General features: G+C 49.7%; 30 protein-coding genes and 3 pseudogenes. 22 read left to right on the top strand and 11 right to left on the bottom strand.

Features of this window, described 5'->3' with window-relative positions:
- Positions 1-11: 11 nt before the first annotated feature.
- Positions 12-140: pseudogene (locus APY94_RS13915) on the top strand (nitroreductase family protein); the annotation flags it as partial.
- On the opposite strand, the gene APY94_RS01785 reads toward APY94_RS13915, so the two are convergent.
- Positions 141-446 carry a thioredoxin family protein gene (locus APY94_RS01785; protein ID WP_058938002.1) on the bottom strand — a complete coding sequence of 102 codons (306 nt, stop codon included), beginning with the start codon at positions 444-446 and terminating at the stop codon, positions 141-143. It abuts the pseudogene before it with no gap.
- A gap of 30 nt (positions 447-476) precedes the next feature.
- On the bottom strand, positions 477-2,876 hold the full coding sequence (locus APY94_RS01780; protein ID WP_058938001.1) for a heavy metal translocating P-type ATPase: 2,400 nt from the start codon (positions 2,874-2,876) through the stop codon (positions 477-479).
- 118 nt (positions 2,877-2,994) lie between these two features.
- On the opposite strand from APY94_RS01780, the gene APY94_RS01775 reads away from it, so the two are divergent.
- Positions 2,995-3,612, top strand: a complete 618-nt coding sequence (locus APY94_RS01775) for a TRASH domain-containing protein (protein ID WP_058938000.1) — start codon at positions 2,995-2,997, stop codon at positions 3,610-3,612.
- Here APY94_RS01775 and APY94_RS13100 read toward each other — a convergent pair.
- From APY94_RS13100 to APY94_RS01760, 3 genes are read right to left on the bottom strand one after another with little or no spacing between them, the layout of a single operon-like run.
- Positions 3,553-4,287, bottom strand: a complete 735-nt coding sequence (locus APY94_RS13100) for a cytochrome C biogenesis protein (protein ID WP_157065435.1) — start codon at positions 4,285-4,287, stop codon at positions 3,553-3,555. The two genes, APY94_RS01775 and APY94_RS13100, sit on opposite strands and share 60 nt — an antisense overlap.
- Positions 4,288-4,296: 9 nt before the next feature.
- Positions 4,297-4,656: a hypothetical protein gene (locus tag APY94_RS01765; protein WP_058937999.1), complete on the bottom strand. Its 360-nt coding sequence runs from the start codon at positions 4,654-4,656 to the stop codon at positions 4,297-4,299.
- A gap of 47 nt (positions 4,657-4,703) precedes the next feature.
- Positions 4,704-5,000 carry a hypothetical protein gene (locus APY94_RS01760; protein ID WP_058937998.1) on the bottom strand — a complete coding sequence of 99 codons (297 nt, stop codon included), beginning with the start codon at positions 4,998-5,000 and terminating at the stop codon, positions 4,704-4,706.
- Positions 5,001-5,147: 147 nt separating this feature from the next.
- Here APY94_RS01760 and APY94_RS01755 point away from each other — a divergent pair.
- The 4 genes and pseudogenes from APY94_RS01755 to APY94_RS01740 all read left to right on the top strand — a co-directional run bounded on the left by APY94_RS01755 (position 5,148) and on the right by APY94_RS01740 (position 9,049).
- A pseudogene (locus APY94_RS01755) lies at positions 5,148-5,722 on the top strand (class I SAM-dependent methyltransferase).
- A 251-nt stretch (positions 5,723-5,973) separates the two neighbouring features.
- The gene (locus APY94_RS01750; RefSeq protein WP_245610380.1) at positions 5,974-7,155 is read left to right on the top strand and encodes a PLP-dependent cysteine synthase family protein; all 1,182 of its coding nucleotides are present in this window, start codon (positions 5,974-5,976) and stop codon (positions 7,153-7,155) included.
- The gene (locus APY94_RS01745; protein ID WP_058937997.1) at positions 7,152-8,309 is read left to right on the top strand and encodes a cystathionine gamma-synthase; all 1,158 of its coding nucleotides are present in this window, start codon (positions 7,152-7,154) and stop codon (positions 8,307-8,309) included. The genes APY94_RS01750 and APY94_RS01745 overlap by 4 nt, the downstream gene beginning before the upstream one ends.
- Positions 8,306-9,049, top strand: coding sequence for a class I SAM-dependent methyltransferase (locus APY94_RS01740; RefSeq protein ID WP_058937996.1), 744 nt, complete (start codon positions 8,306-8,308; stop codon positions 9,047-9,049). The genes APY94_RS01745 and APY94_RS01740 overlap by 4 nt, the downstream gene beginning before the upstream one ends.
- 270 nt (positions 9,050-9,319) lie before the next feature.
- Here the strand turns inward: APY94_RS01740 and APY94_RS01735 are convergent, their stop codons facing one another.
- Complete coding sequence (locus APY94_RS01735; RefSeq protein ID WP_058937995.1) at positions 9,320-9,781, bottom strand: hypothetical protein; 462 nt, start codon at positions 9,779-9,781, stop codon at positions 9,320-9,322.
- A gap of 135 nt (positions 9,782-9,916) precedes the next feature.
- Here APY94_RS01735 and APY94_RS01730 point away from each other — a divergent pair, with 135 nt between their 5' ends.
- Complete coding sequence (locus APY94_RS01730; protein ID WP_058937994.1) at positions 9,917-10,246, top strand: winged helix-turn-helix domain-containing protein; 330 nt, start codon at positions 9,917-9,919, stop codon at positions 10,244-10,246.
- Between the two features lie 61 nt (positions 10,247-10,307).
- Here APY94_RS01730 and APY94_RS01725 read toward each other — a convergent pair whose 3' ends face one another.
- The gene (locus APY94_RS01725) at positions 10,308-10,616 is read right to left on the bottom strand and encodes an SHOCT domain-containing protein (protein ID WP_245610379.1); all 309 of its coding nucleotides are present in this window, start codon (positions 10,614-10,616) and stop codon (positions 10,308-10,310) included.
- Positions 10,617-10,791: 175 nt separating this feature from the next.
- On the opposite strand from APY94_RS01725, the pseudogene APY94_RS13995 reads away from it, so the two are divergent.
- The 15 genes and pseudogenes from APY94_RS13995 (at position 10,792) to APY94_RS13550 (ending at position 19,978) form a co-directional block, all read left to right on the top strand.
- Positions 10,792-11,279 (top strand): annotated as a pseudogene (locus APY94_RS13995) (FAD-dependent oxidoreductase).
- A gap of 109 nt (positions 11,280-11,388) precedes the next feature.
- Positions 11,389-11,556 (top strand): hypothetical protein, encoded by a 168-nt coding sequence (locus APY94_RS13565; protein WP_245610377.1) that lies wholly within the window; start codon positions 11,389-11,391, stop codon positions 11,554-11,556.
- A 252-nt stretch (positions 11,557-11,808) separates the two neighbouring features.
- Positions 11,809-12,261 (top strand): DUF6775 family putative metallopeptidase, encoded by a 453-nt coding sequence (locus APY94_RS13445; RefSeq protein WP_211259692.1) that lies wholly within the window; start codon positions 11,809-11,811, stop codon positions 12,259-12,261.
- Entirely contained in the window at positions 12,194-12,562 is a 369-nt protein-coding gene (locus APY94_RS13990; RefSeq protein ID WP_083500587.1) for a radical SAM protein, read from the top strand. The genes APY94_RS13445 and APY94_RS13990 overlap by 68 nt, the downstream gene beginning before the upstream one ends.
- A gap of 554 nt (positions 12,563-13,116) precedes the next feature.
- Positions 13,117-13,539, top strand: coding sequence for a hypothetical protein (locus APY94_RS01710; RefSeq protein WP_169791796.1), 423 nt, complete (start codon positions 13,117-13,119; stop codon positions 13,537-13,539).
- Positions 13,527-13,916: a hypothetical protein gene (locus tag APY94_RS01705; protein WP_058937991.1), complete on the top strand. Its 390-nt coding sequence runs from the start codon at positions 13,527-13,529 to the stop codon at positions 13,914-13,916. Before APY94_RS01710 ends, APY94_RS01705 begins: the two co-directional genes overlap by 13 nt.
- Positions 13,917-14,083: 167 nt before the next feature.
- A complete protein-coding gene (locus tag APY94_RS13800; RefSeq protein ID WP_281175983.1) occupies positions 14,084-14,209 on the top strand; it encodes a hypothetical protein in 126 nt (41 codons plus the stop codon).
- Between the two features lie 223 nt (positions 14,210-14,432).
- Positions 14,433-14,663 carry a hypothetical protein gene (locus APY94_RS01700; RefSeq protein ID WP_157065433.1) on the top strand — a complete coding sequence of 77 codons (231 nt, stop codon included), beginning with the start codon at positions 14,433-14,435 and terminating at the stop codon, positions 14,661-14,663.
- 10 nt (positions 14,664-14,673) lie between these two features.
- Positions 14,674-16,323, top strand: coding sequence for a radical SAM/SPASM domain-containing protein (locus APY94_RS13560; protein ID WP_245610376.1), 1,650 nt, complete (start codon positions 14,674-14,676; stop codon positions 16,321-16,323).
- 45 nt (positions 16,324-16,368) lie between these two features.
- Positions 16,369-17,442 carry a hypothetical protein gene (locus APY94_RS01685; RefSeq protein WP_245610375.1) on the top strand — a complete coding sequence of 358 codons (1,074 nt, stop codon included), beginning with the start codon at positions 16,369-16,371 and terminating at the stop codon, positions 17,440-17,442.
- On the top strand, positions 17,442-18,347 hold the full coding sequence (locus tag APY94_RS01680; RefSeq protein WP_245610374.1) for an ABC transporter ATP-binding protein: 906 nt from the start codon (positions 17,442-17,444) through the stop codon (positions 18,345-18,347). The genes APY94_RS01685 and APY94_RS01680 overlap by 1 nt, the downstream gene beginning before the upstream one ends.
- A gap of 33 nt (positions 18,348-18,380) precedes the next feature.
- The gene (locus tag APY94_RS01675) at positions 18,381-18,668 is read left to right on the top strand and encodes a hypothetical protein (protein WP_058937986.1); all 288 of its coding nucleotides are present in this window, start codon (positions 18,381-18,383) and stop codon (positions 18,666-18,668) included.
- Between the two features lie 2 nt (positions 18,669-18,670).
- Complete coding sequence (locus APY94_RS01670; protein WP_058937985.1) at positions 18,671-19,027, top strand: hypothetical protein; 357 nt, start codon at positions 18,671-18,673, stop codon at positions 19,025-19,027.
- 58 nt (positions 19,028-19,085) lie between these two features.
- Positions 19,086-19,298, top strand: coding sequence for an ATP-binding cassette domain-containing protein (locus APY94_RS13795; protein WP_281175982.1), 213 nt, complete (start codon positions 19,086-19,088; stop codon positions 19,296-19,298).
- Positions 19,295-19,978, top strand: coding sequence for an ATP-binding cassette domain-containing protein (locus APY94_RS13550; RefSeq protein WP_281175981.1), 684 nt, complete (start codon positions 19,295-19,297; stop codon positions 19,976-19,978). Before APY94_RS13795 ends, APY94_RS13550 begins: the two co-directional genes overlap by 4 nt.
- Before the next feature lie 17 nt (positions 19,979-19,995).
- Here APY94_RS13550 and APY94_RS01660 read toward each other — a convergent pair whose 3' ends face one another.
- From APY94_RS01660 to APY94_RS01645, 4 genes are all read right to left on the bottom strand, one after another.
- On the bottom strand, positions 19,996-22,158 hold the full coding sequence (locus APY94_RS01660; RefSeq protein WP_211259688.1) for a heavy metal translocating P-type ATPase: 2,163 nt from the start codon (positions 22,156-22,158) through the stop codon (positions 19,996-19,998).
- Positions 22,159-22,266: 108 nt separating this feature from the next.
- Entirely contained in the window at positions 22,267-22,833 is a 567-nt protein-coding gene (locus tag APY94_RS01655) for a hypothetical protein (RefSeq protein ID WP_058937984.1), read from the bottom strand.
- A gap of 4 nt (positions 22,834-22,837) precedes the next feature.
- The gene (locus APY94_RS01650; protein WP_058937983.1) at positions 22,838-23,575 is read right to left on the bottom strand and encodes a PP2C family protein-serine/threonine phosphatase; all 738 of its coding nucleotides are present in this window, start codon (positions 23,573-23,575) and stop codon (positions 22,838-22,840) included.
- The gene (locus APY94_RS01645; RefSeq protein WP_058937982.1) at positions 23,572-24,753 is read right to left on the bottom strand and encodes an ATP-binding protein; all 1,182 of its coding nucleotides are present in this window, start codon (positions 24,751-24,753) and stop codon (positions 23,572-23,574) included. Before APY94_RS01645 ends, APY94_RS01650 begins: the two co-directional genes overlap by 4 nt.

The raw sequence follows: 24,753 nt of genomic DNA, 5'->3' as shown, positions 1-24,753 counted from the left end.
GAGGAGGTCAGCTGCAGGCAACGGCCCTCGGCATCGGCACCGTTGTGGTTGGTGCCTTCAGGGATGAGGAGGTAAAAAGGGTAATGAACGTGCCCGGAGAACCGCTCTACGTCTTCCCTCTTGGCGTCCCCGGGGAGTAGTCAGAGCCTCCTGAGCTCCTCAAACCTTATGAGAACCTCCTCCTTTTTCCTTATGAGGTTCTGCCTCCCAACCTCTTTTCCGTCCGTAAGGTAAATCAGCGTCGGGACGTTGAGAACATCAAAGCGATTCACAAGGTCGTTCCATTCCTCGGCGTTGATGTGAACGACCTTTATCTCGGGAAACTCCCCGCTGAGATCCTCCATGAAGCTTTCGACTATCCTGCACGGCGGACAGCCCGGAATGGAAAACCACAGGACGGTTTTTCTAGACTCAAACTCAAACTTTCCGTCGTATTCGACTATCATATCCGCACCTCCGGGAAATAAAAATGGTGGTCAGATCCTGGCCCTCTTGAGCAGGAGCGAGTTTGTGACGACGCTCACGCTGCTTATGCTCATCGCTCCCGCCGCCCACTCGGGCTGGAACTCCACGCCGAAGAGGACGAAGGCCAAGCCGGCCGCGAAGGGTATGAGAATCGTGTTGTAGAACATCGCCCAGAAGATGTTCTGCTTTATCTTTCCGAGGGTTTTCTGGCTGAGCTTTATGGCCCTGACCACGTCCCTCGGGTCGTTCCTCATGAGAACGATGTCCCCGCTCTCCATCGCTATGTCCGTCGCGTTGCCGACAGCGATCCCAACGTCCGCCTGTGCCAAGGCCGGAGCGTCGTTTATTCCGTCGCCAACGAAGATAACGACTTCTCCCTTCTCCTGGAGCTTCTTGACCTCGTTGGCCTTGTCTCCCGGCAGAACCTCGGCGAGGACGTAGTCTACCTTGAGCTGCCTTGCTATCGCGTTTGCAGTTCTCCTGTTGTCTCCGGTTATCATGCCGACCTTCTTGCCCATCCTGTGGAGCTCCTCGATGGCTTCTTTTGCTCCTTCCTTTATCGTGTCAGCTATGCCGATTACTCCCACTATCCTGCCGTCTATGGCGACGGTTATTGCAGTCTTCGCCTCGTCCTCAAGTCTGTGGAGTGTTTCCTCCACCTCATTCACAGAGTAGCCGTTCTCCACCATGAGCTTCCGGTTGCCTGCCAAGATCTCCCTTCCACCCACGACTGCTCTAACACCTTTGCCAGTTATTGCCTCGAACCCCTCCGGCTCCTCAAGCTCAAGGCCGAGTTCCTGAGCCTTCCTCACGATAGCATCTCCAAGCGGGTGTTCAGAGCGCTTCTCCGCCGAAGCAACGAGCTTCAGTAGTTCCTTTTCGTCCATGCCAAAGGTAACGATGTTAGTCACCTCGGGCTTTCCTTTTGTGAGCGTTCCGGTCTTGTCGAAGAGCACAACCGTCGCCTTCCTTGCTATCTCAAGCACTTCACCGTTCTTGATGAGTATCCCCATCTCGGCACCTTTGCCCATTCCAACCGTCAATGCAGTTGGTGTTGCAAGGCCGAAGGCACAGGGGCAGGCTATAACGAGGACGCTGAGGAGGGTTGTAAAGGCAAAAAGCAGGGGTTCACCCGCTACAAAGTACCAGTAGGCGAATGAAAGCAGGGCTATCGTGAGCACCGCCGGAATGAAGTAGGTGACGATCCTGTCAGCGAGCCTCTGTATCGGCGGCTTTGTGTTCTGAGCTTCTTCCACAAGTCTAATTATCTGGGCCAGAACTGTGTCCCTTCCGACGCGCTTTGCCTCTATCCTAAGCACAGAGTTCTTGTTTATGGTGCCCCCGATAACCTCATCCCCGGATTTCTTGAGGTTGGGAACGGGTTCGCCAGTTATCATTGACTCGTCAATGTAGCTCTCCCCCTCGAGTACAATCCCATCTACAGGAATCCTCTCGCCGGGCTTCACTATGACAACGTCCCCAACTTTAACGTCGCTTATCGGAACCTCAATCTCCTTTCCGTCCCTTATTACCGTAGCTTTCTTCGCCTGAAGACCCATGAGCTTTTTTATGGCCTCGCTGGTTCTTCCCTTGGCCCTCGTTTCAAGGTATCTGCCAAGCAGAAGGAAGGCCATCAGCAGGACGCTGGCCTCGTAGAAGTTGAAGTCCTCCGGAATGACCCCTACCGTTGCGAGGACGCTCGCCAGGTAGGCCGAGCCTATGCCGAGGGAGTACATGACCTCCATGTTAAGACTCTTATGTCTCAGAGAAGCATATGCCTTACCGAATATCCCTCTTCCAGCGTAGACTATTGCGATGGTGGATAGGATGAACTGGATGGGCATAAGGTACGGGATTTCAAGGCCAAAGCGCTCAACCTGCATGGAGGCGAAGAGGGCTATTCCAATACTCCACGCGACGGCGAGCTTTCTCTTCATGTCGCGAAGGTGCCTCTCCCTTAGTTCCCTCTCGAGATCGTGGGTCTCCTCCCCCTCGACCCCTATGAACTGGTAGCCTACGTCCTCGATGGTCTTCCTGATGTCTTCAATGGTCACGAGGCTTGGATCGTAGCTTACCCTCGCGGTTTCGGTGCCAAGGTTTATGCTCGCCTCTAAAACACCGGGAAGGTCTTTCAACGCCTCCTCTATCGTCTTAACACACATTGCGCAGGTCATCCCGCCTATCTTTATTACAGCATCCCTTCTCTCCCTGATCACCTCATATCCCAGCTCTTCGATGGTAGCTATAATCCTGTTAAGCCCGACTTCTGACTCATCGAATTTAACGTGGACGCTCTCTGAATTCAGGTTTGCAGTTGCCTCCTTCACCCCTGGGAGCTCCATCAGGGCAGTCTCTATGGTTTTAACACACATTGCGCAGGTCATGCCATTTACCTTGAGCACAAGCTCCATTTTTCCTCACCTATTACTTACTATGCAGGCCAGCTTATGGGGATTATTTTTTACAATCTGAAAAGTAGAGCCGGAGAATTTTTATAGTTCGAAGATTAGATTTGAACGGTGGAACGTCATGAAGATAGACGACCTTGATTTGAAGCTCATTCACCTGCTGATGGACAATTCGCGCCTGAGCATCTCAGAGCTCGCCGAAAGGCTTGGTGTCAGCAGGCCGACGGTAAAATCGCGCCTTGAAAAGCTTGAGAAGGAAGGAGTGATTCTTGGGTATACCGTAAAGCTGAATCCAGAGCTTCTCAGGGCGCACAACGTCGTTGCCCTCATAGTCAAAACTGACGAGCCTGAGAGGATGAGGGAGTTCGAGGAGATAATCGAGATAAACCGCTTCACGAGCAGGAAGTATCTCATAAAGATAGCCGTTGAGGATATGGAGGAGCTGAGAAAGGTCATAGAAGGGGCAGGGTTTGAGGTCATCGAGATAATGCCCATTCTTGAGAGCATTGAAAGAACCACTCCCCCGAAGGTCAAGATACCCTTCAAGTGCGACTACTGCGGCAAGGAGATAGTGGGAGAGCCGATAGTCTACAAGTACCACAACAGGGTTTACTTCCTCTGCTGTCCAACGTGCCTGAGGGAGTTCAAAAAGACCCGGGAGAACATAGAGAAGTTCAAACTAAAGGAAGAAGACAAAGTAGAGCACGCTCACGAGCACGAGCACCACGCCCATAACTAAATCTCCCCTCCCGCTTACCGAAGAGAGCTTATCCACAGCTCTCCCCAGCCTCGCGTACCTGCTTCCATAGTGAAAGCCCAGGGTAACGAGGGCAAAGGGCAGCACTGATATTCCAATGAACACCACGAGCAGCGCCGCTGTGATTCCCGGCGGATACTGGCCGGAGAGCAGGGAGCTCACCAGGAGGTACGAGGGGAGCACACAGGACAGTGAGAGAAACGCCATCACTCCCCCAACGACAAAGGCTGCCGGTGGGGAGGTGGCCTTTTCAAGAACCTCATTGCTCTTTTCCCTCAGTGGGCTGGAGACTGGTATCTTCACGTAGCCCAGTGCGGAGAGTATCTTGTAAACCCCCACGGTTATTCCAAAGGCGACCACAAAGTATCTGAGCAGGGGTATCTTGGTGTGCAGGTTCATGAGGGCAACGGCTATTATCGAGTACCCCAGAAATGCGCCGACTGTGAATGCCAGGCCGACCCTGAGAACCTTCCTCTCGTCCGTCAGGGCTATCATCGAGAGAAGGAACACTATCATGAGAAATATGGAAGGCCTAAGGGCGTTGAGAATCCCGAGGGCTATTATTGAGAACGTTACCCCCGTGAACTCGGTCACTTGACCCAGAGAGTCCAGCGGTATATCCGCGGCAGTCATCAGAATTGCGTCTGAAACCGGCATGGCAACCACCTAATGCTCCATCGATGGTGCCCCAAGGCGCACAATCTCCACGGATGAATGGGAGTTCATTGATATATTAACTTTGTCTCCCCTCGCGAGGCACGGGACTTCTATGGGATGGGTGTATCTGACCTTCAGAACCTCACCGTTTGCGTCTATTATCGCAATGCATGTTAGCTTTGTGTTAGTTTGATCGGGAATGCAGTTGGTATCCGCCAAAACTACGGCGTTTGTGGAGTTCCGGGGCCGTCCCTCGACCAGGACCCCGTGAAAAGTGTCCCGGGCATCTCCATCTCCCACTGAAAAGTACCCAATGGCTAGAAGTAACACAACCAGAACCGCCACAATGCCCGCTACCGCATCCCTCATACCTCTCACCGCAGGGGACTATAAAAACAATGAAACTTGGAGAGGGCTCACTCGCCGCTCTCCTCGATTCCCATGTACCTCTCGCAGCTCTCGTGCATCTCCTGCCAGCCGTCGCCCATGTACTGGGCCATGTGCTCCTCTATTTCCTCGTACATCTCGTCGTCCATCATGCCGTGCATGCCGTAGCCCATCATTCCGCCGTGCATGTAGCCGCCCATCGGGCCAAAGCCCCAGCGCGTGCCGGTTCTCTCTGCAACGTCAAATCCTCCGCTGTGGGCCATCCCGAGGGGGACGGCTATGAGCGCTCCGATGAGGAGCCCGATAAACAGGGACTTCCACTCCATTCCGCATCACCTCTTTATTTGCTTCCATCAGTACATTGCGGCCGAAGGAATAATAGGCTTATCATTGACATAATGTGAAAGGATTCCCCCAAATTTTTCAGATGCGAAAGGATAAGGCCAATCAAATATTTTCACAAGGTTAAATTGATGAACACCTCAAAAACAGCCAGCAAGTACGATAGGTTTTCAAAGTACCGCGCCAGGGCCCTTTCTCTGGCAGAAGGGAAAGTGCTTGAGATAGGCGTCGGAACGGGAAAAACTTCCCCCACTGTCCCTCCGGCGTAGAGGTCATTGGAATAGACTTCAGCAGGGGCATGCTGGAGAAAGCCGAGAGAAGGAGAAGAGAACTCGGCCTGAACAACGTCAGGCTCCTTCTGATGGACGCCCAAAATTTGGAGTTTGAAGACGAGGGCTTTGACACCATTGTGAGTACTTTCGTCTTCTGCACGGTCCCCGACCCGATAAGAGGGTTGAAAGAGGCGTACCGTGTCCTAAAGCCCGGAGGAAGGGCGATATTCCTGGAGCACATGAAGAGCGAGTCGAGGCTTTTGAACATCCCGCTCTATCTCATGGATCCGGTAATGAGGACACTCACAGGGACATCCACGATACGGGAGACGCAGAGAAACATCGAGATAGCCGGGTTCAGGATAGGGCGTGTTGAGAATCTCTTCTTTGATATTGTGAGGCTTATCATAGCCACAAAACCACAGGGTGAGTGAAATTCACGGTAGGATACTCTACATGGAGGATGGAAAGATATACTGCAAGGACAGCCGGCAGGCCGAAAAGCTGCTGCTTTTTGATGAGTAGGGGCAGATACAGGGAGGCGGATCTATTTCCCATTTTTGTCCAAAACTGTTTATTTCAAACCTCTCGTTAAATAGAGCCGAATTATTTTCTCTTTCGTCAAAAGGACAGCTCTCATGCCGAAAAGTATATATATGCATCTTTATTCATCAATGAGTAGGTGATGGGCATGATAATAGAGAATTACACAAAATTGGGTACTTATGACGACATCGTTCAAACGATAGGCAACACACCCCTGGTGAGGCTGAGGAAGATCGAGAGGTACTTCAACCTCAAAAACGAGCTCTACGCCAAAGTGGAGTTCTTCAACCCCGGGGGGAGCATAAAGGACAGGATAGGCAAGTACATGATCGAGGGAGCAAAGAGGGATGGCAAGATCGTCGAAGGCGGCGTTATAGTGGAGCCGACCTCAGGAAACACCGGGGTCGGCCTCGCACTGGTGGCAGCGGACGAGGGCTACATGACGGTCTTCACGATGCCCGACAAGATGAGCACCGAAAAGGAGCTCCTCCTTAAGGCACTCGGAGCGTTCGTCATAAGGACTCCAACGGCCGTTTCTCCAAGCGACCCGAACTCCTACTACAGGGTGGCCGAGGCCGTGAGGAACCTCATTTGGAGGAAGGGGAGGGCGATAACGAGGGGGGAGCTCCGGGAGATAGTCGAGTACGTCCAGCGGCTCGTTGATGAGGAGAGGCTCGACGAGCTCAGGGCGATCCTTGATGAGGAAGTAGAGGAGACCCCCTACGCATACATCCCCAACCAGTACTTCAACAAATACAACCCCCTGGCACACTACGAGACCACAGCGAGGGAGGTAGGGGAGCAGACGAATGGTGAGGTGGACTACCTCTTCGCCGGAATAGGCACCGGCGGGACGATAACGGGCATTGGGAGATACCTCAAGGAGAGGAAGAAGGGGGTCAAAATAATAGGCGTTGACCCGGTCGGTTCGATATACAACCTCGTCAAGAAAGGAATAAGCCTTGAGGAGGCCCTCAAGAAAGCTCACCCGTACCTCGTTGAGGGCATAGGCGAAGACCTCCTCCCCGAGACCGTCGATTTAAGCCTCGTTGATGATATGGTGGTCGTCAACGATCAGGAAGCCTTTTCAATGACCCGCTTCCTCGCAAGGAAGGAGGGCATCTTAGCTGGAGGCTCATCTGGTGCGGCCCTCTACGGGACGATAAAGTACCTCAAGGAGATGGGCATTGAGGGGAAGAAAGCTGTGGTCATATTCCCCGATACCGGAAGGAACTACCTGACGAAGGTGTTCAACGACGAGTGGATGCTCAAAAACGGCTTCGAAGTTGACGACGAAAGGGTTCTGGAGGTGCTGAGATGAGGTTCTCGACCAGGGCAATCCACGTCGGCGAAGAGCCTGAGAGAACCCAGCACGGCGACGTCGTATCTCCAATCCACCTCTCAACAACCTTCGCAAAGAAAAGCGTAAAGGAGGTTGAAGAGGGCTACGTCTACTCAAGGAGCGGCAACCCCACGAGGGACAGTCTTGAGAGGAAGTTAGCGGCGCTTGAGAATGCAAAGTACGGCCTTGCCTTCTCTTCAGGATTAGCGGCGGAATCCACGATACTCCTCGCCCTTCTCAAGAAGGGCGACCACGTCATAGCGTTTGACGACCTCTACGGTGGGACAAAGAGGCTTTTCAACCAGGTGATGGAGCGCTTCGGCATTGAGTTCACCTACGTTGACGCGAGAGAGCCGGAGAACGTTAGGAAGGCAATAAAGGACAACACAAGGATGGTCTGGCTCGAAACGCCCACAAACCCCCTCCTAAAGCTGGCGGACGTAAAGGCGATAGCCGAGATCGCCCACGAGAGGGACATCATGGTGGTTGTTGATAACACCTTCGCGAGCCCCTACTTCCAGAACCCCCTTGACCTCGGAGCGGATATAACCCTCCACAGCGTCACCAAGTACCTCGGCGGGCACTCGGACGTCGTCGGTGGAGCGGTGATGGTGAACGACGACGAGCTCTACGAAAAGCTCAAGTTCCATCAGAACGCGGTTGGAGCGGTTCTTTCGCCCTTCGACTCCTGGCTGGTAATGAGGGGCATCAAAACCCTCGCCGTCAGGATGGAGAGGCACGAGAAGAACGCCATGAGGATTGCGAAGTATTTGGAGGAGCACCCATTGGTTGAGAGAGTTTACTATCCGGGCCTGCCCTCACATCCACAGCACGGGCTCGCGAAGAGGCAGATGCGCGGCTTCGGCGGAATGCTGTCCTTTGAGCTTAAAGGAAACCTTGAGGAGGCGGTGAGGTTCGTGGAGAGCCTTGAGATATTCGCTCTGGCGGAGAGCCTCGGCGGCGTTGAGTCGCTCATAGAGCTGCCGGCGATCATGACGCACGCCTCCATCCCGAAGGAGGAGAGGGAGAAGGTCGGCATAAGGGACTCGCTCATCAGGGTCTCGGTGGGGATAGAGGACGTTGAAGACCTCATCGAAGACCTTGAGAGAGCATTCCAGGCGGTGAGAGCATGATGCCGGGCATCGAGGGGATCAGGACGTTCCTTCGGAGGCTGGGCTTTGAGGAGAAGGCCGTAGACGAATTGGTGAAGCAGATAGAGTACTTTGAGATGGAGGCCCCCGAGAGGGACGACATCGTGCGGGACTACCTGCGGGACGAGTGCATAGAGCGGCTCGTGAAGGAGATAGTACTGGAAATCCTGAGGCTGGGAAAGAAGGAGGTGCGCATACTCGACGTCGCCGCTGGCTCGGGCTTCTTCACGGAGCGTGTAAAGAGGAAGCTTGAGGAGAAGGGAATCAGAGTAGAGGTCCACGGCCTCGACATAACGCCAAGCATGCTGAAGAGGCTAAGGGATAAGGACATAACACCCATCTGGGGAGTTGCCGAAAGGATAGGGGACTCCATAAGAATAGCCAACGACCACTACGGGCTCGACGTGCCGGAGAAGTTTGACGTGGTCTTCTCGACCCTCGCGTTCCACCACTTCCTCAACCCGGAAGAGGTCTTGAGAAGCATCAGAGAAGTCCTCGAAGATGGGGGCAAGGCCGTTATCATAGACGTCCTAAAACACGGGCACGGCGAGTTCAAGGACACACTGAAGGACACGCACCTTGGGTTCTCGATAGAAGAGATGAGGGGAATGGGCCTGCGGGTCTTTAGAAACGCTGAAGTGAGGCCCCTCGGACTGCACTGCGAGGTTGACGGCATACTGATAGGGCTCTACAAGGCGGTGTTTAGCCGGGCTAAAACGTAGATATTTAACCAGACCCGCCCTTTTCTATTTGGGTTGCGAAATATTGATTGAGGGAAAAGAAGTGGGAATGACTCACCACAGGGGAACTGTTTGAGGGATGGCTTTCCCTGAAGAAGCTGAGTACGAACACCGCTTTATCTCCCTCGATGGCACGGCCATTAGTGTTGAGCGGGTCACTACCCGCTACAGCGTTTTGAGACCCATGTCAGAACGCATGGTTAAGAAAAGCTACCCTCGATAAAAGAAATGGCAGAAAACAAAAATTAAACGTCAGGCGAGCCTGAGGAAGCCTACCACGCGGCCGTCCTTGAGGAGCTGAACTCTGGTGCCCCACATTCCCTGGACGTAGGTTCCAATTTCAACCTCATTCAGGTCAACGTCCTCCCAGAGCTGGCCGGCTATCTGGCCGTTGATGATTATCGGTATCCTGGCCGGCCCCCAGAAGTTCTGCCACGGAGTTCCCTTCGAGGCGTTCTGGAGTGCCTCTTTGGCCCTGGACTTTATCTCCTCGAAGTTGGCGCCCATTCCTGACATGGGCCCCATGCCGCCCATTCCCTGGAACATACCCATCCTGCAGCCGCCCATCGGGCCACCGTAGGCTCCAGGCATCATGTCCATTCCGGGCCCCATATCCATAGCCTCCTCCGGCATCTCCATACCCCACATTCTCCACCTCATAAACCCTCCGAACCTTCTCATCATGTGCATCCACCTTGGCATTCCAAACCTCATTCACACCACCTCCACTGTGTCTTCGTTTTAGAATATCACAAAAGTATTTATAAAGTTTTCTGTTATATTATTGTTAAATCGCAGGTAAACAGATAGAATTATAAAGGTTAATGGGGAGGGAGTTACGGTGATAGAATGCGGAGATGGATGAGATGCGACCCTTCAAACATGAGGGCGTTCACGGCGATGCTGAAGTCCCTAATATCGGAGCCCAGGAGGAGCATCATACGGGTCCTCGCGGACGGCGTTAAGGGCACGAACGAGATTTACATCGAACTCCAGAGAAGCGGTTTTCACATGCCCAGGTCAACCCTGTATTACCACCTCTCCGCACTCCAGAAAGCCGGGATAATTGAGATGGTCGGTTACAGGGAGCAGGGAGGTGGTGCGCCGGAGAAGCTCTGGAAGCTCAAAGTGAGGAGGATAGGCGTGGATTTAGTTACTGGGGATGTGTTCAGGGAGTAGTAACTTTTCTTAGATTTTCATAAGGAGTCCTGAATTTAAGGCAGAGAAATGAGCGAAGACTTCACTCCTCAAGGAGCTTTCTCTTCCTCCTCTCGTACTCCTCGTCGTCTATCTCACCGCGGGCGTACGCCTCGTCGAGGATCTCAAGTGCCCTCTCTTTTGAGGTAGAGCCCTTTGAACCCCCTGCCCCCGGGTTCAGGAGCCACTTGACGAGCCACACTATCCCGACTATTATTAGAATCCAGAAGATCAGCATAAAGATCATGCCGAACCATCCAAACCAGCCGAATCCCATCATGTCGTGCCACCCCCACGTTCCATCTCCGGCGTGAACCAAAAACCTACTACTGCCAGCGCTTTCAAACATCATTTTTCATACCTCCAACTACCCCTCAGCAGGGGTTAGTATAACCCTTATTCTTCCCATTCTGACAAAAATAAAGGGCAAATTTTGGGCATTTAAAAATATGAATGTTATATTGGCTGGGACTTAACCTGCGGAAAATTTAAAACTAAGTTATTACCATTCATAACTTGATGATAATATGAGTGCAAAGATATTGGCAAAGGTTAGTGAAAAAGATGTAACATCAGCTACAGTTGAAACGTTCTATGAAATGCTTAGGAACTACACAGAATCGGACGTAATAATAGTGGGAGCTGGATCAAGTGGATTGATGGCAGCAAAAGAGCTTGCAAAAGCAGGTAAAAAGGTCTTGATCATAGAAAGGAACAACTATCTCGGGGGTTTTTGGATCGGAGGATTCTTAATGAACAAGATAACAGTGAGGGCACCAGCACAAGGGGTGTTAAAAGAGCTTGTGTTCCATATGAGGAATACACGGAAGGTCTATATGTCGCAGATGGTCCTCATACGTGTTCAAAGCTAAAAGCAGCTGCTTGTGATGCGGGAGTGAAGTTCTTCAACATGACGAGCTTTGATGATGTTGTTATAAGAGATGGGAAAGTTGCAGGTGTTGTAGTTAACTGGACCCCAGTTCAAGCTTTGCCAAGGCAAATAACCTGGTGTTGACCCAATAGCTCTTGAGTCAAAGCTTGTAATAGACGCTACCAGACACGAGGCCTTTGTTGCCAAGAAGCTCGAAGAAAAGGGTTCCTGAAAACGAGAGACACGGCTCGATGTGGTTGAGGAGAGTGAAGACGCGGTTATAAATCACACGAGTGAAGTTTATCCGGGACTTATAATTACGGAAATGGCCGTTTCTACTGTCTTTGGGCTTCCAAGAATGAGACCAACCTTTGGAGGAATGCTCTTAAGCGGAAAGAGAGCTGCTGAAGTGGCTTTATAGAAGCCCAAAGACCTGGAGTGATCCAATGAATATTTACATTGGAGATTCCCTTTGGAGCTCCTTTTTATTTTTTGAGGAAATTAGGAAGTTTTTCAAGTTCTCTGTAGAATTTAGTCCCTATACATCCAGAGATCCCTATTTTCTATCTTACATGCGGGTTAGAAATCCAAATAAGAGAGAATTCTACGAGCTCTTTCCGGTGGAAGTCGAGAACGAAAAGAGGGTCTCATAAAAGGGGTTGTCTATGATGGCGTGGAACTGCTGAAATATTTCTCTCGAGATGTTGATACCTCTGAGTCGGCAGTTTTGATAACGAACAGGCTCATAGCCACATTTGGAGAGGATGGACAGCATCACCTTAGAAGGATTGTAATGAGCCCTGCGGCGATAATTTCCCTTAAAGGAATACTCTATGCTCCAGCAAAGCCTCTCCAATATTATATTATGATGCATTCATTTGGATTTGATGAGAAAATCGATGTAAATGTTGACAAAGTGTTGAAAATGCTCCTTCTTCAGTTCTATACTTATTCCTATTTTAAGCATGATGAGATCTTTTGCGAGAACGAAGAATGCATGCTCCAAAATTGCCATACAACAGAGGAGATAAAGCCGAGAATTATATCGCAAATACTATATGTGGGCAGAGGACTTAAAAGGTCCTGTTTCTGTTTCAATCGATGTCACGTACAGATGCAATTATAATTGTCCCTACTGCTACGTTGGTTGTTCGCCGAATATAAACAGAGAGGAACTTACTACCAAGGAAATGTTCAGTATTATAGACGAACTTGCGGATCTGGAGGTATTGGTATTGTGCCTTTGTGGAGGAGAACCGACTCTCCGTAAAGACTTAATTAAAATCTTGAATTATGCCAATGAAAAAGGGATTACCGTTAATATAGTAACTAATGGATCATTGATATCAGACAACTTTGCTTCAAAATTAGCGGAATCAGGAATTGGTATTGTTCAGGTATCCTTAGATGGATCTAGCCCGAGATAATGGAAAGACTTAAACCCAAAGGTTCCTTCAACAAAGCCATCAAGCCATAAAAAGTTTAAATGAATATGGCATTCCAACAGTTGTAAGTTTCTGTTCCACTAATCTCAACATACAGGACTTTCCAAATACTGTCGAGTTGTGTGACAAACTTGGAGTTTTATCCATATGTACCATGTATTTTGTACCCGAAGCCCCCAACCATTTAAGGTTAGCACCGACCAATGATCAATATAAAAAACTGGTATCCTGGATAAGCAGTCATTGGGATGAATATTCTATTAGAGAATTTGGAGATCCAACAGAACATATTGCAATTGGTCCTTATATGTCACTTGTATCATTGAGTATTAGTGCAGAGGGCTATATTCTTCCCACACCATACCTAAGCTTGGCATATGGCCATGTTCCAGATGGGGTAAAAAAGCTGTGGCACAGTGGACTGGAATACATCTGGAAGAGTAATCCAGTCCTTTTGTCTGTGTCCTCCCATATGAAAACCGAGCATGATTTCCTAAGTAGCAATAGCAGATAATTCATTGGTGCCCCTTTTAATAGTGTTGACGCCTATCCTTGGAACAGTAACGTTTGTTGCAATAATGATAAAGCGTTATTTGGATGACTACATTCCCCTAAAAGTTATAGTAAAACACAAAGGGGACAAAACTGAGTTAATCATACAGACGAAAAGAAAAACCACGCATATTAACATCGAAAACTTCAGAATCAAAGAGTATCGGGAAGTACTTAGGTGGAGAACCAATGGACTTGAATTTGGTCGATACCGGTTGGGTAAGTACACAGGCAAATACGGGGAGGTAGTTTCCTATGCTATATCCGACTCTGGTTTGCTCATAGATGATGTGAGTGGAGAAAGATACTATCTAGCATTTGATAGCATCCATGAAGTTATGGATACTATATTAGACTGTAGCATAAAAGAGAAGATCATAGAGGTGAGGAAATTATGCCCGCAATGAACTTTAGGGTAACAAAGGCTCAAGTCCTTGAAGAACTCACATATACCACGAAACAAATTGGACTTAACTCCCTGTTAATTCCTTTCATGACGGCTGTTCTCTACTGGATGGCGAGCTTGAATCCCCTACCAAGTGATGAAGTCGTTGGAAGCCCGAGCATCTTCCTCTCCATAATAATTTCCCTCTTCTTTAGCGGCACGGTTTCCAGGGAGAAACTTTTGGGCATCCACGAGATGCTCCTCAGTCTCCCGCTTGATCCGGTTCAGCTCGTGTTCATTAGAACTCTCGGAGGTTTTATCATAGGAATCACGGGGATAGCGTTGGGTAGTATCGCCGGATGGATGCTTACTGAATACCTAGGCAACCCCTCTCCCTGACAAAGATATTCAGTGGAGTCCTAATATCGGCTCCTCTCCTCTTCAGCTTCACTTTTCTGGTAATCCTGATAACGTTCCTGTTCCATTCGATACGCCTCGACGTTGCAAAGGGAGTCATTGCCCTTGTGGCATTCTTTGCACCCCTCTACATCCCTAAGTATCTGGGGATGGGACTCTCAATACCAATGGCATTCGGTATTTCCCTGCTCCTCTCCACGGGGACCATCATTGTATCTTTTCTGATGATAAAATCCCTCGGCACGAATCTTGGGGAGAAAATGGTGCTCATCTGAGGTGGATGTAGGGCAGAGTTAGTAATCACATATTTTATGGTTGGTCTAAGATTATATACGTCCAAAACAGTTGGAACTATCGGAAGTTGTAAGTTTTTACGTACCCAGTATTTCCGAAATTGGGTTCACAGGATATTGCTTTTTTATAGAAAAATTTGTTAACTTAATATTTTAAACACAAAGTTTAGAAAAAACTTAAATTCGTAGTTAATACTATTTGTAGTTGGTGATCTCTGTGGAAGAGCTTGCTATGTACTTGGAGGAAATGTGGGGGGCACCTTCGGGATCTGAACCCAACGCTATTGTTGCCGCCATAGTCGCAGCAGCCAAAGCGGCGGCGGGAACATCTTTTGTAAAGAGTGTTGCGGCTGGGATAGTGTCTGGAATACTCGCAGCGGCGGCTACAAAAGCATTGTCCTTTGAGGGGATTTCTCCAATAAACAAGTTGTTATAGGTGGGTATTGATGGAAGACCTTTTAATCTTTTATATTTCCCGCCCAAGATCCCTGCTCAATCTTCCCAAAGAGCACTATGATGTTTTGAAATACAGTGACTACCTTGTAGTAGACTCTAACCAGCTCATTGAGAAATCACATATCAATACGTCTGGGCTGACAAAGGTTCCAACATCTAAAAGCTCAATAAAGTCCTGCATAATTGCTGTCGATGATAGGCTGGCTCTCGTCAAAGATTCCGACGTTGAGAATGCGGGAAGTTTGTTGCTTGACTTGTTGTCCCCCATTAGTCCCTGGATATATGATTACTGGGTGTATTTAAAGTGTGAGAATAAGGATGTTCTGGATAAATTACTTGAAAAAACTTTAGTGCTTTCATCTGTTCTTCATCAGACGGGCTCCAGAGAGGGCAACATTCTGCTCAGAAAAGATCCACACCTAGGTGATATTTTAAAAAACGATATCCTGAACAGCTCATATAATCAGATTGTGATATTGGGCAACGACGCAAAAAAGGACTTTTTAATCTATTCCTTTCCCAGCGGGAACTGGTATATATCGAGGAGCGTAGATCCTTTTGATTATTGTCATGTTCCCTCCCAGCAGGGGTGGCACACATTTCTGGACATTAAAAACAAAAAAAGAAGTGAGACAATACCGTTAACCCGCCATGCAGACACAAAGCCCTACAAAAAGATTAGGTTTAATGGTGTAGTCATTGAATACACCAGATGTTGCAATGCTAAGTGCAATCACTGTTACGTCTCATGTTCACCTGAAACAACTCAGACCCTCAAGGTTGATAAAGTCATAGCGGTTCTAAAAAAGATTTCACACTCATTAACCCGGTATCTAAACGAAAAGAAAGTATGCATTGCAGGTGGGGAAGTAACATTACCCCCTTTCAAGGAGGATCTGATAAAGATTCTAAAATTTGCAAAAATGCTGGGGTTCAAAACTGAAATAGTTACTAATGGGTATTTATTTACACACAAAGAGTTCTATGATCCGATACTAGAGTACACCGACTACGTGGAAGTTTCCATCACCCCTTTCCATGTTGAATGTCTAGGCAAACAATATTACAAAAACGTTCTTGAGAACCTAAAAAAGACGGTGGAAGAGAAATTAGTTAGTGGGGCAATCCTACGAGTTCAAACCACAAAAACAAAAAAGTTGAATCTTCTATATAAATTGCTCGATGATAGTATTGAGGGGTTTTTAATAGCGAGCTCCCCAATCTCATGGATTGGAAGAGCCAGGGAGAGAATACCAAAAGATGAAATATATCTAAGCCCGACTCCGTTATTCCAAGGAGGGTGCTGGTACAATCTGAACTTAACTATCACAAGCAGTGGGGACGTAACACCCTGCTGTGCGGGCAGTGAGCTGTCAAAGTTTCTTAAATATGGAAACGTGTACAAAGAGGATATTGCAGATATTGTGGAAAAAATGGTTAATGATCCCTATCTTTATGTTTTAACGAGATATCCAGAGCGATTAGTACACCAGCTGTCCAGAAAATTTGCGCTTCCCCCCAGAGTATCATCAATATGTGAGATCTGCCTGTACATAAACACTAGCCCTGTACTGTACAATGAGAGTAGAAAATTTGTCGAGGAGCTAGTAAAGATGTCAGAAAGTAACAGGGGGCCCTGACAGATGTGTTTTAAATCTATCCTGCTTCATTACTTTAACAGGCTTATGAAATACTACGGGCTGGCGATGAGCTCTTCATTATTCTTCTCTATACTTTCAAAAACGCCATTTATAATTGAGCCACTTATTTTATACATCACAGTATTTGTTATTGGGTATGTTATTGAATGCAACTCTACATTATACCAGATAAGGAAATTCTCCTGTGGTGGCAGATATTACAATCTTGAAAAATTTGGTATTATATCAGCGCTTTTTGCCTTCTCAATGTTTTATGTATTCTCAGTTTCTGGCATTATGATAGCTATCGGTGGATTTGAATTCTCAGTGAATGATATCCTGAATATGAGCCTTGTCTCAACAATTTATTCGTGCTTCCTTCTGTTGGGGGTATTTCTGATTTCCGGCCTAATCCCTGCGGTAATATTGATAATGATTGTGGTGATTCAGACATCCTTGATAGTTGGGAATTCGGGAAGTATTTCAGAGTTGGTTATGGAGATCCCTAAAACGGAGAATCTCATCTTAATATCATTATCAACCATGGCCCTTACCATACTATTCCTAACATTTATAGGAAAGGAGCCAAGTGTGAGATCAGTCATGATCCCAGTAAAATTTTTTAAAGGAAACCCGGTGTGGATATCCATCATTATGAGCTACTCAGTAAGGTACTCCTTTATAACTGCCCCCATACTAATGTCGCCCATTATTTACAACTATATTTCAGGGATTGAAAGAATTGAAATAATATACATGACTATTGGATACCTTCTCCCATCTTTTTTGATTAGTAGTGTTAGTGTGGCAGATACGTTGAGACTCTTAAACTTTAGGAAACTCTTTATTTCCTTATCAATGTTCACCCTGTTTTCAATGATCATAACCGCCCCATTTACCGTCGGGATAAACACTAAAATTATCCTCAGGTTGATATTGTGGGCATTTCTTGGTTCCAGTATAGCACTCTTGAGGAAATTCAAAAAGTACTACGGAAAAGATTCAATATTGCTTCCCTTTCTGGCATCTATCCTAATGATCCTAGGGGTCTATTTTGGACCAATGGTAGTTCCCTTTGCGTTCATATTTTTGCATGTATTCCTGCGGAGGTGTGAATGATGGAGGAATCTCTCATTATGTGCAAAGAGCTAACAAAAACATTTGGAAAAACACGTGCTCTTGACAGGATTAACTTTTCAGCCCCCTCGGGACTGATAATATTGCTTGGTAAAAACGGAAGTGGGAAAAGCACCTTAGCTAAGATAATCAGTACGCTTTTACCCTACGACGAGGGAACTGTAAAGGTAAAAGGAAAGGAAATAAACTCAAACAAAAGAGAAATCCGGCAAATAATATCATACCTGCCCCAAGATAATATAGTTGAGGATGCCTTAACTGTTCGGGAAATTGTTGAACTGTATTCCAGGCTTTTTGGAGAATCCGACACTAAGGCAAATAAGCTATTGGATAACCTGGGGCTCTCTCCGTATAGGGACACTCTTGTCGGAAACTTAAGCGGAGGTTTAAAAAGGCGCCTGTCAATACTCCTTGCATTTCTACCTGACAGAGACATTTATATTTTGGACGAACCATTCGAAGAGTTGGATTTTTGGGGGCGAATTAAGGTTATGGAGCTAATTCATCACGCTTTAAAGAAAGGTAAAAGCATTTTCCTCATATCTCACACGGCCACCTGGCTTGAGGAGATAGCCGATTATATATTGGTTCTACATCAGGGAAAACTACTGTACGCAGATTCTCCCAACAATCTGAAACGGGCATTTAAGGATGTTTATGCAATAGAGATGGAGTCACTCTCGGAGATTAAGAAAATCCTGAAAAACCCCCATAATGTAACAGTGGCAATTAATGAAAGAGTGTCGGTCATTGGAGAACACCATGCCCTTTCCAATACTACAAAGATTAAAAACGAAGAGATCCGGGAGGCATCTATCAGCGAAATATGCGCTTTTATCATGAACAGTGCAGCTTTACAGCAAAGCAACTTCATCAAAAAACTATAAAATTTCATACTGCATGCTCTGGAGGTTTGAGAAATGACTCACAAGATGATCAAATCTCGGTTAATGGAGGAGGTTAAATACACTACAAAAGAGCTCGGCATTCTTGGAGTGAACGCCTTAGCGAACGTAGTCATAATCTACATGGCAATTTCCATTCTCAGCCCAAGTCTTGAGAATGGACTAACCCTTGGGATGCTGGCAGTGGCGTTCTCCATCATGGTCAGTATCATCGTAACTCCCCCGTATCATGGGCCAAAACGACAGGAGCACTGGAGATACAACTCTCAGTCCCCCTGTCCCCTCAGGGAATCCTTCTCCTAAAGGTGGGGGCTGCTTCCATCTACGGATCCCTCCTCATCGGAGGAGGTCTTGCAATTGGAAGTATACTCAGAACATTCGTTGGGGCGAAAACCACTCCATCTTTACTACTCCTGACTATGCTATCCTGCATCCCACTCTTATTTGCCTTCAGTCTGCTGTCCACACTGCTGTGTGCCCTTGTGGAGCAGAAACACCTTGATTTCTTGAAAGTTGCTGTGTTCATGATAGCCTACCTCCTTCCCCTGTACCTTGCAAGATACTTCGGAGTCGGCATTTACCTCTCAAGCACACTACTTGTTGCTTTTCCCACTCTGTTGGTTGTGCTGGCAGCTTACTTTGCAGTACTCAAGTACTATTGAGAAAGACTCCCGGAAGCCATAATCCTAGTATAAGTGGTAAGAGCCGTGAGGTGGTTTTATGATAGAGCTTGAAAACATGAGGGAAAGTATAAATAGAAAAGAAGTTCTTCGAAGGATAAGCCTGACTGTGAAGCCCGGCGAAGTCCACGCCTACCTCGGCCACAACGGGGCAGGCAAGACAACCGCCTTCCGCCCGATCCTCGGCCTCCTCGTCCCTGACTCCGGCAGGGTGGAAGTCCTCGGCGTTAATCCTCTCAAAACCCCGAGGTGAGGGCAAGGATTGGCTACCTTCCGGAGTACGACCTTCTCTATCCGAGCCTTTCAGTGTGGGACAACCTCAAGCGCTATGCTTCGCTGAAGGGGGTTTACGATGAGAAAGAGCTTAGAGAACTGTTGGAGTTCTTCGAGCTTTTGGAGTACGCCAGAAAAAAGGTCTTGGCTCTCTCAGGTGGAACCCAGAGGAGGGTCGCAATGGCGAGGGCTTTTCTTGGGAGCCCTGAGGTTCTAATCCTCGACGAGCCCACAAGAGGACTCGACCCAGAGTGGAGGCTTAAATTCAAGCGGTTTTTGGAGAGATATGTGAAAGAGAGAAACACCGCAGTCTTGTTCTCCACACACATTTTGAGCGACGTTGACGAGCTATGCGAAAAGATTACGGTTATCAAAGAGGGCAGAGTGCTGTTCTCAGGAAGTTTGAAGGAGTTCAAGCGCGGTTTTCCTACAGGAGCTTCAATCTCCCTGAAGGTGGGGAACATCAAGATGGCCGCCGAAGTGCGTGAGGATAACGGATACTACCCAAAAATCATGAAAGGGTACATCCTGCTGGAAAATGCCGAGCCGTCGGAAATCAACACGCTCCTCGTGAGCGAGGGTATAATCGTTGAGGAGATAAAACGAAACGAACCCACATTAGAGGAACTCTACTCTATGCTCCACAGAAAAAATGGATAAAATGAAAGAGTGGGGGCTCAAACCTTCAGGAACTTCGCATTGATGGCCACTATCACCGTGCTCATGCTCATCAGCAGTGCCCCAAGGGCCGGGCTGAGCAGTATCCCGTAGGAGTAGAGGACTCCAGCGGCAAGGGGAATTGCGAAGGAGTTGTAGCCCGTGGCCCACGCTAAATTCTGCACCATCTTCCGGTAGGTGGCCCTCGCGAGGTGTATTGCGGTTATCACGTCCCTCGGATCGTTCTTGACGAGGATTATGTCCGCGCTCTCTATCGCCACGTCGGTTCCAGCTCCAATAGCTATGCCCACATCGGCCTGTATCAAGGCTGGGGCATCGTTTATGCCGTCGCCGACCATGGCCACGGTGTAGCCCTGCTCCTGAAGTTCCTTGACCTTCTCCGACTTCTGGTGGGGCAGAACCTCCGCAAAGAAGCCGTCCAAGCCGAGCTCCTCAGCGACCCATTTGGCCACCTTGGCGTTGTCGCCGGTGAGCATGTAGGCCTTTATCCCCATCTCGTGGAGCCTCTTGACGGCTTCCCTTGACTCCGGCCTTATCCTGTCCGCCAGGGCCATCGCTCCAGTGAGCTTCCCATCAACCACCAGGAAAACCACCGTCTTGCCCTGCTCTAAAACCCGGTTCACGCGCTCGTCCTCTTTCCAGAGCCCGTTTTCCTTCAGGAAGCCGGGGCTGACCACGAGGACTTCCCTTCCGTTGATGAAGCCCTGGACGCCCTTACCTGGCAGAACCTTTGACTCGTCCACCTCATAGGGCTTAAGGCCGAGCTCTCTGGCCTTCTCAACTACTCCCTGCGCTATAGGATGGCTTGAGTGCGACTCAAGCGCCGCGGCGTACTTCAGGATTTCCTCCTCACTGAGCTCGTCCAGAGGAATAACGTCCGTGACCTCGAACCTACCCTCGGTTAGCGTTCCGGTCTTATCGAAAACGACCACTTCCACGTCCTTTGCCCTCTCAAAGGCCTCCCTGTTCCTGATGAGGATCCCTTTCTCGGCGGAGATTGAAGTCGAGACCGAAACGACGAGCGGGACGGCTAAGCCGAGGGCGTGCGGGCACGTTATGACCATTACCGTCACCATTCTCTCCAGGGCGAAGACGAAGGGCTTTCCGAGATAGAGCCACGTCCCGAGCGTTATACTGCCCGCTGTAATCGCTATGAGGGTTAGGTAAAAGGCGGCCCTGTTGGCCAAATCTTGTGTCTTCGAGCGCGTCTCCTGGGCCTGCCTCACCAGCTCGACGACCTGCATGAGGTAGGTGTCCTTCCCGGTCTTCTCTATCCTGACCTTTATCGCGCCTTCGAGGTTTATCGAGCCGCCTATAACGGCATCGTCGGGCTTTTTGTAGACGGGCTTCGACTCCCCGGTGAGCATCGCCTCGTTCACGCTCGTTTCACCCTCGACGATGAGGCCATCGGAGGGTATCTTCTCTCCGGGCTTGACTAAAACCACATCGCCCTTCTTCAGCTCGCTGACAGGGACGTCCTTTACCCCCTCCGGCGTCACGAGGTGGGCTTCCGTCGGCATGAGCTTTATGAGCTCCTCCAGCGCCCTCGAGGCACCGAGGACGGAGCGCATCTCGATGTAGTGGCCTATGAGCATGATGTCGATAAGCGTTGCCAGCTCCCAGTAGAATGTCTTTCCCGGTATTCCAAAGGTCACCGCGACGCTGTAGAAGAAGGCAACCGTTATTGCCAGCGCTATCAGCGTCATCATTCCCGGGTTCCTCTTCCTTAGCTCGTCCCCCATCCCCTTGAGGAAGGGCCAGCCGCCGTAGAAGTAAACCACCGCGGAGAGGCCGAAGAGAACGTAGTGGTCGCCGGGAAAGGTCAGCTCGAAGCCGAAGAAGTTCTGTATCAGCGGCGAGAGAAGGAGTATTGGAATTGTGAGTATCGAAGAAACGATGAACCTCCTCTTGAAGTCCTCCATCATCATCCTGTGGTGCTCCGCGTGGGAGTGGCCCCCGTGTTCGTGTTTCATGTGTCCATGTTCAGCGTGTTCTTCCATTGCTTCGCTTCCGTGGGCATGTTCGTGGTTTCCGGCCATCTGCATATCATGGCTTGCATGCCCCTCGTGTCCCGCTTCGTGCTCCATGTGTTCCATACCAGAACCATCGTCAGCATCATTCATATGCGCGTGCTCACGGTGCACGCTATCTTCCTCTTTCATAACATATCACCCTCGTAACTTACTATTGTGCCAAGGATACTTAACCTTTTCCTGTACAAAAGAGAAAATTTGATGGTATAAATTTTCACGAACAAGAAAAAGGGAAGGCTATCCCTTCATCATGTCCTCGATCTCCTTCAGCCTCTTTCCAGGTTCGAGATCCTTCTCGGCCGAGGATGTCATCAGACCTTCCGCCATCTCCACCGTCTCGGCATCGAACTCTCCTGTGAGTATGCTCTCGCTCGTGAGGTCTATCATGGTGTTGAGTGCCTCCTCCAGGCCCTCGACCTTGCCCATTGCCTTCTCAAACTCTACCTGCATCTTTGCAACATCCTCCGCCCCCGGCCCTTCGGCTATGCTTTTAACCACGTCCTTGCTGAACCCTATGAACTCGGCCGAGACCTTAACGAGCTCCCTCTGTATCTCGGCCTCCTCCATAAGGAGAAGCAGCCTCTTTGCCTGCTTTATTCTCTGCTCCAGAGTCAGATACTTTACAGCGCTTCTCTTGAGGAGGGCCTCGTCCCCGAGCTTGGCAGCTTCCTTTCCCTGGAGAAAAATCTTACGCTTCAGGTTCTCAAGGTTGTTTATGTACTGCTTCAGAGCCATCTTGGCCTTTCTCATCCGGATCTTCCGCTCTATCTCCTTCTCCTCCTTGGATTTCCAGAGCTTCACCATAACACTACCCCCATTTGAACACGATTACCGTGATGTTGTCCTCGGCGGTCCTCAAAGCCTCCCCAACGAGCCGCTCCGCAACCTCCCTCGGGCCACCCTGGGAGGCGAGCTCTGCTATCTCTCCGTCATCTATGGTATCGTGAAGGCCGTCCGTGCTCAGGAGCAGGATGTCACCTCTCTTAATTTCCCACATGTACGTATCAACCACCAGCCCTATTCCAAGGGCCTTTGTCACGACGTGCCTCATCGGATGGGAGCGAACCTCTTCCTGCCCTATAACGCCCCTCTCAAGCAGTTCCTCAACGATGGAGTGGTCCCTCGTCCTTGAGATTATTCTACCGTCCCTTATCAGGTAGGCCCTGCTGTCGCCGGTGTTCGCTATCACGGCCGTCTCATCCCCCACGAAGGCGGCCACCATCGTCGTGCCGGCCTTTCCTGGCTCTGGGGACATCTCCATTATCCGGCGGTGTGCATCTTTGTAGGCCTTTCTCAGGAGCTCCTCAACTTCTTTCAATCCAAACTCCCCCGCGTAATCCCTCTCAAATGTCTCCCGGAGCGTCTCCACCGCCGCCTTCGAGGCCACCTCCCCTCCTTCGTGCCCTCCGAGGCCGTCCGCGACGGCGAGGAGGTATGCATCCCCAAGGGGCAGTATCAGGAGCGCGTCCTCGTTTTTCTCCCTCGGCCCAGGATGCGAGATGCCCCACACCCTATTTCCAACACCCGTTGAGATGACCCTGTTCATCCCCCGAACTCCTCCGCCCACTTCTCATACCGCTCGATATCCCTCTTTGTTAACGGAGACTTGATCTTTCTGAACGCCTCCTCAAAGTCCCTCATCTCAAGCGGACGCGTTCTTAATGACCTCTTTCTCAGTTCCTCCAGGGGAAGGGAAGCGAGCTTGTGCAGATCCCTGTTTTCCTCGCGTATCATGTTCCACACCGCCTCCTGGCAGAGGTTTCTCACGTCCCTGCCCGAGTACAGCCTTCTGACGCTCTCTTCGGCAATCGCGTCTAAATCGAGTCTCGAAACGTCCAGTCCCTTCGTGTGTATTCTCACTATAGCCTTGACAGCCTCTTTATCGGGCAGGGGCACGTAGATCCTCTTGGGGAAGCGCGAGAGGACCGCCTCGTCCAGGTCCCACGGTGTGTTGGTCGCCGCTAACGTGAGGACGAGCCTCTCACTCCCCCCCTCGTGGAACCCCTCAAGCTCGGTGAGGAGTGTGGAGAGCATCCTCCTCGTTGCCTCGCTTGTGTCGTTTGAACGCCTCGTTGTGAGCGCGTCTATCTCGTCAAGGAACACTATGCTCGGTGCCTTCTCCCTAGCGACCTCGTAGAGTGCTGAGATTATCTTGCTCGACTCGCCGAAGTACTTGCTGAGGACGCTCGAAGCCTTGACGTTGAAGAACGTCGCGTTCAGGCTTCCCGCGGCTGCTGAAGCGAGGAGGGTTTTGCCGGTTCCGGGCGGCCCGAAGAGGAGGATGCCCTTCCAGGGCTGGATAGCGGCGGGCTTTCTAAGGGCCGAGATGACCACGGTCTCCATCATGAGAAGCTTGACGTTATCAAGGCCTCCTATGCTGTCCCAGGTCACCTTGGACTTCGACACAAGCTCCAAGACGTACTCCCTGAACTGGTCCTCCTCGCCTTTCTCCTGGGTCGTGCTCTTCCCCTCCGCACCGACGAGGGCCTTTCTGCCGTACTCTCCCCTCTCAATCTGTTCGGCTGTTTTCTCCCACTTCTTGGCCTTCTTCAGGTACAGCTCCCCGTTGTAGGGCACGTGTTTGGCCAGCTGTCTGAGTATGGAGGCACAGCGGAGGGCGCTCTTCTTAGCCCTCCCCATGTCCCCAGCGGCAACGGCCTTCTCGAACTCCTTTTTGGCCCTCTCGAACTCCGTGAGGAGGGGTCCCGAAAGGTCAACCGGCAT

Source organism: Thermococcus celericrescens, from assembly GCF_001484195.1.
Classification (GTDB): domain Archaea; phylum Methanobacteriota_B; class Thermococci; order Thermococcales; family Thermococcaceae; genus Thermococcus; species Thermococcus celericrescens.
This window is presented reverse-complemented; position numbering and strand designations above follow the sequence as displayed.

Bases quoted from the DNA above. Each gene is read 5' to 3' on its own strand.
- APY94_RS01675 (WP_058937986.1), top strand. From the start codon at position 18,381: ATGACTCACAAGATGATCAAATCTCGGTTAATGGAGGAGGTTAAATAC.
- APY94_RS01740 (WP_058937996.1), top strand. From the start codon at position 8,306: ATGATGCCGGGCATCGAGGGGATCAGGACGTTCCTTCGGAGGCTGGGC.
- APY94_RS01655 (WP_058937984.1), bottom strand. From the start codon at position 22,833: ATGGTGAAGCTCTGGAAATCCAAGGAGGAGAAGGAGATAGAGCGGAAG.
- APY94_RS01660 (WP_211259688.1), bottom strand. From the start codon at position 22,158: ATGAAAGAGGAAGATAGCGTGCACCGTGAGCACGCGCATATGAATGAT.
- APY94_RS01735 (WP_058937995.1), bottom strand. From the start codon at position 9,781: ATGAGGTTTGGAATGCCAAGGTGGATGCACATGATGAGAAGGTTCGGA.
- APY94_RS01730 (WP_058937994.1), top strand. From the start codon at position 9,917: ATGCGGAGATGGATGAGATGCGACCCTTCAAACATGAGGGCGTTCACG.
- APY94_RS01785 (WP_058938002.1), bottom strand. From the start codon at position 446: ATGATAGTCGAATACGACGGAAAGTTTGAGTTTGAGTCTAGAAAAACC.
- APY94_RS13800 (WP_281175983.1), top strand. From the start codon at position 14,084: ATGGGACTCTCAATACCAATGGCATTCGGTATTTCCCTGCTCCTCTCC.
- APY94_RS01645 (WP_058937982.1), bottom strand. From the start codon at position 24,753: ATGCCGGTTGACCTTTCGGGACCCCTCCTCACGGAGTTCGAGAGGGCC.
- APY94_RS01760 (WP_058937998.1), bottom strand. From the start codon at position 5,000: ATGGAGTGGAAGTCCCTGTTTATCGGGCTCCTCATCGGAGCGCTCATA.
- APY94_RS13795 (WP_281175982.1), top strand. From the start codon at position 19,086: ATGATAGAGCTTGAAAACATGAGGGAAAGTATAAATAGAAAAGAAGTT.
- APY94_RS01705 (WP_058937991.1), top strand. From the start codon at position 13,527: ATGCCCGCAATGAACTTTAGGGTAACAAAGGCTCAAGTCCTTGAAGAA.
- APY94_RS01725 (WP_245610379.1), bottom strand. From the start codon at position 10,616: ATGATGTTTGAAAGCGCTGGCAGTAGTAGGTTTTTGGTTCACGCCGGA.
- APY94_RS01685 (WP_245610375.1), top strand. From the start codon at position 16,369: ATGAAATACTACGGGCTGGCGATGAGCTCTTCATTATTCTTCTCTATA.
- APY94_RS13990 (WP_083500587.1), top strand. From the start codon at position 12,194: ATGTGGGCAGAGGACTTAAAAGGTCCTGTTTCTGTTTCAATCGATGTC.
- APY94_RS01750 (WP_245610380.1), top strand. From the start codon at position 5,974: ATGGGCATGATAATAGAGAATTACACAAAATTGGGTACTTATGACGAC.
- APY94_RS01775 (WP_058938000.1), top strand. From the start codon at position 2,995: ATGAAGATAGACGACCTTGATTTGAAGCTCATTCACCTGCTGATGGAC.
- APY94_RS13100 (WP_157065435.1), bottom strand. From the start codon at position 4,287: ATGCCGGTTTCAGACGCAATTCTGATGACTGCCGCGGATATACCGCTG.
- APY94_RS01745 (WP_058937997.1), top strand. From the start codon at position 7,152: ATGAGGTTCTCGACCAGGGCAATCCACGTCGGCGAAGAGCCTGAGAGA.
- APY94_RS01680 (WP_245610374.1), top strand. From the start codon at position 17,442: ATGGAGGAATCTCTCATTATGTGCAAAGAGCTAACAAAAACATTTGGA.
- APY94_RS01765 (WP_058937999.1), bottom strand. From the start codon at position 4,656: ATGAGGGATGCGGTAGCGGGCATTGTGGCGGTTCTGGTTGTGTTACTT.
- APY94_RS01650 (WP_058937983.1), bottom strand. From the start codon at position 23,575: ATGAACAGGGTCATCTCAACGGGTGTTGGAAATAGGGTGTGGGGCATC.
- APY94_RS13560 (WP_245610376.1), top strand. From the start codon at position 14,674: ATGGAAGACCTTTTAATCTTTTATATTTCCCGCCCAAGATCCCTGCTC.
- APY94_RS01780 (WP_058938001.1), bottom strand. From the start codon at position 2,876: ATGGAGCTTGTGCTCAAGGTAAATGGCATGACCTGCGCAATGTGTGTT.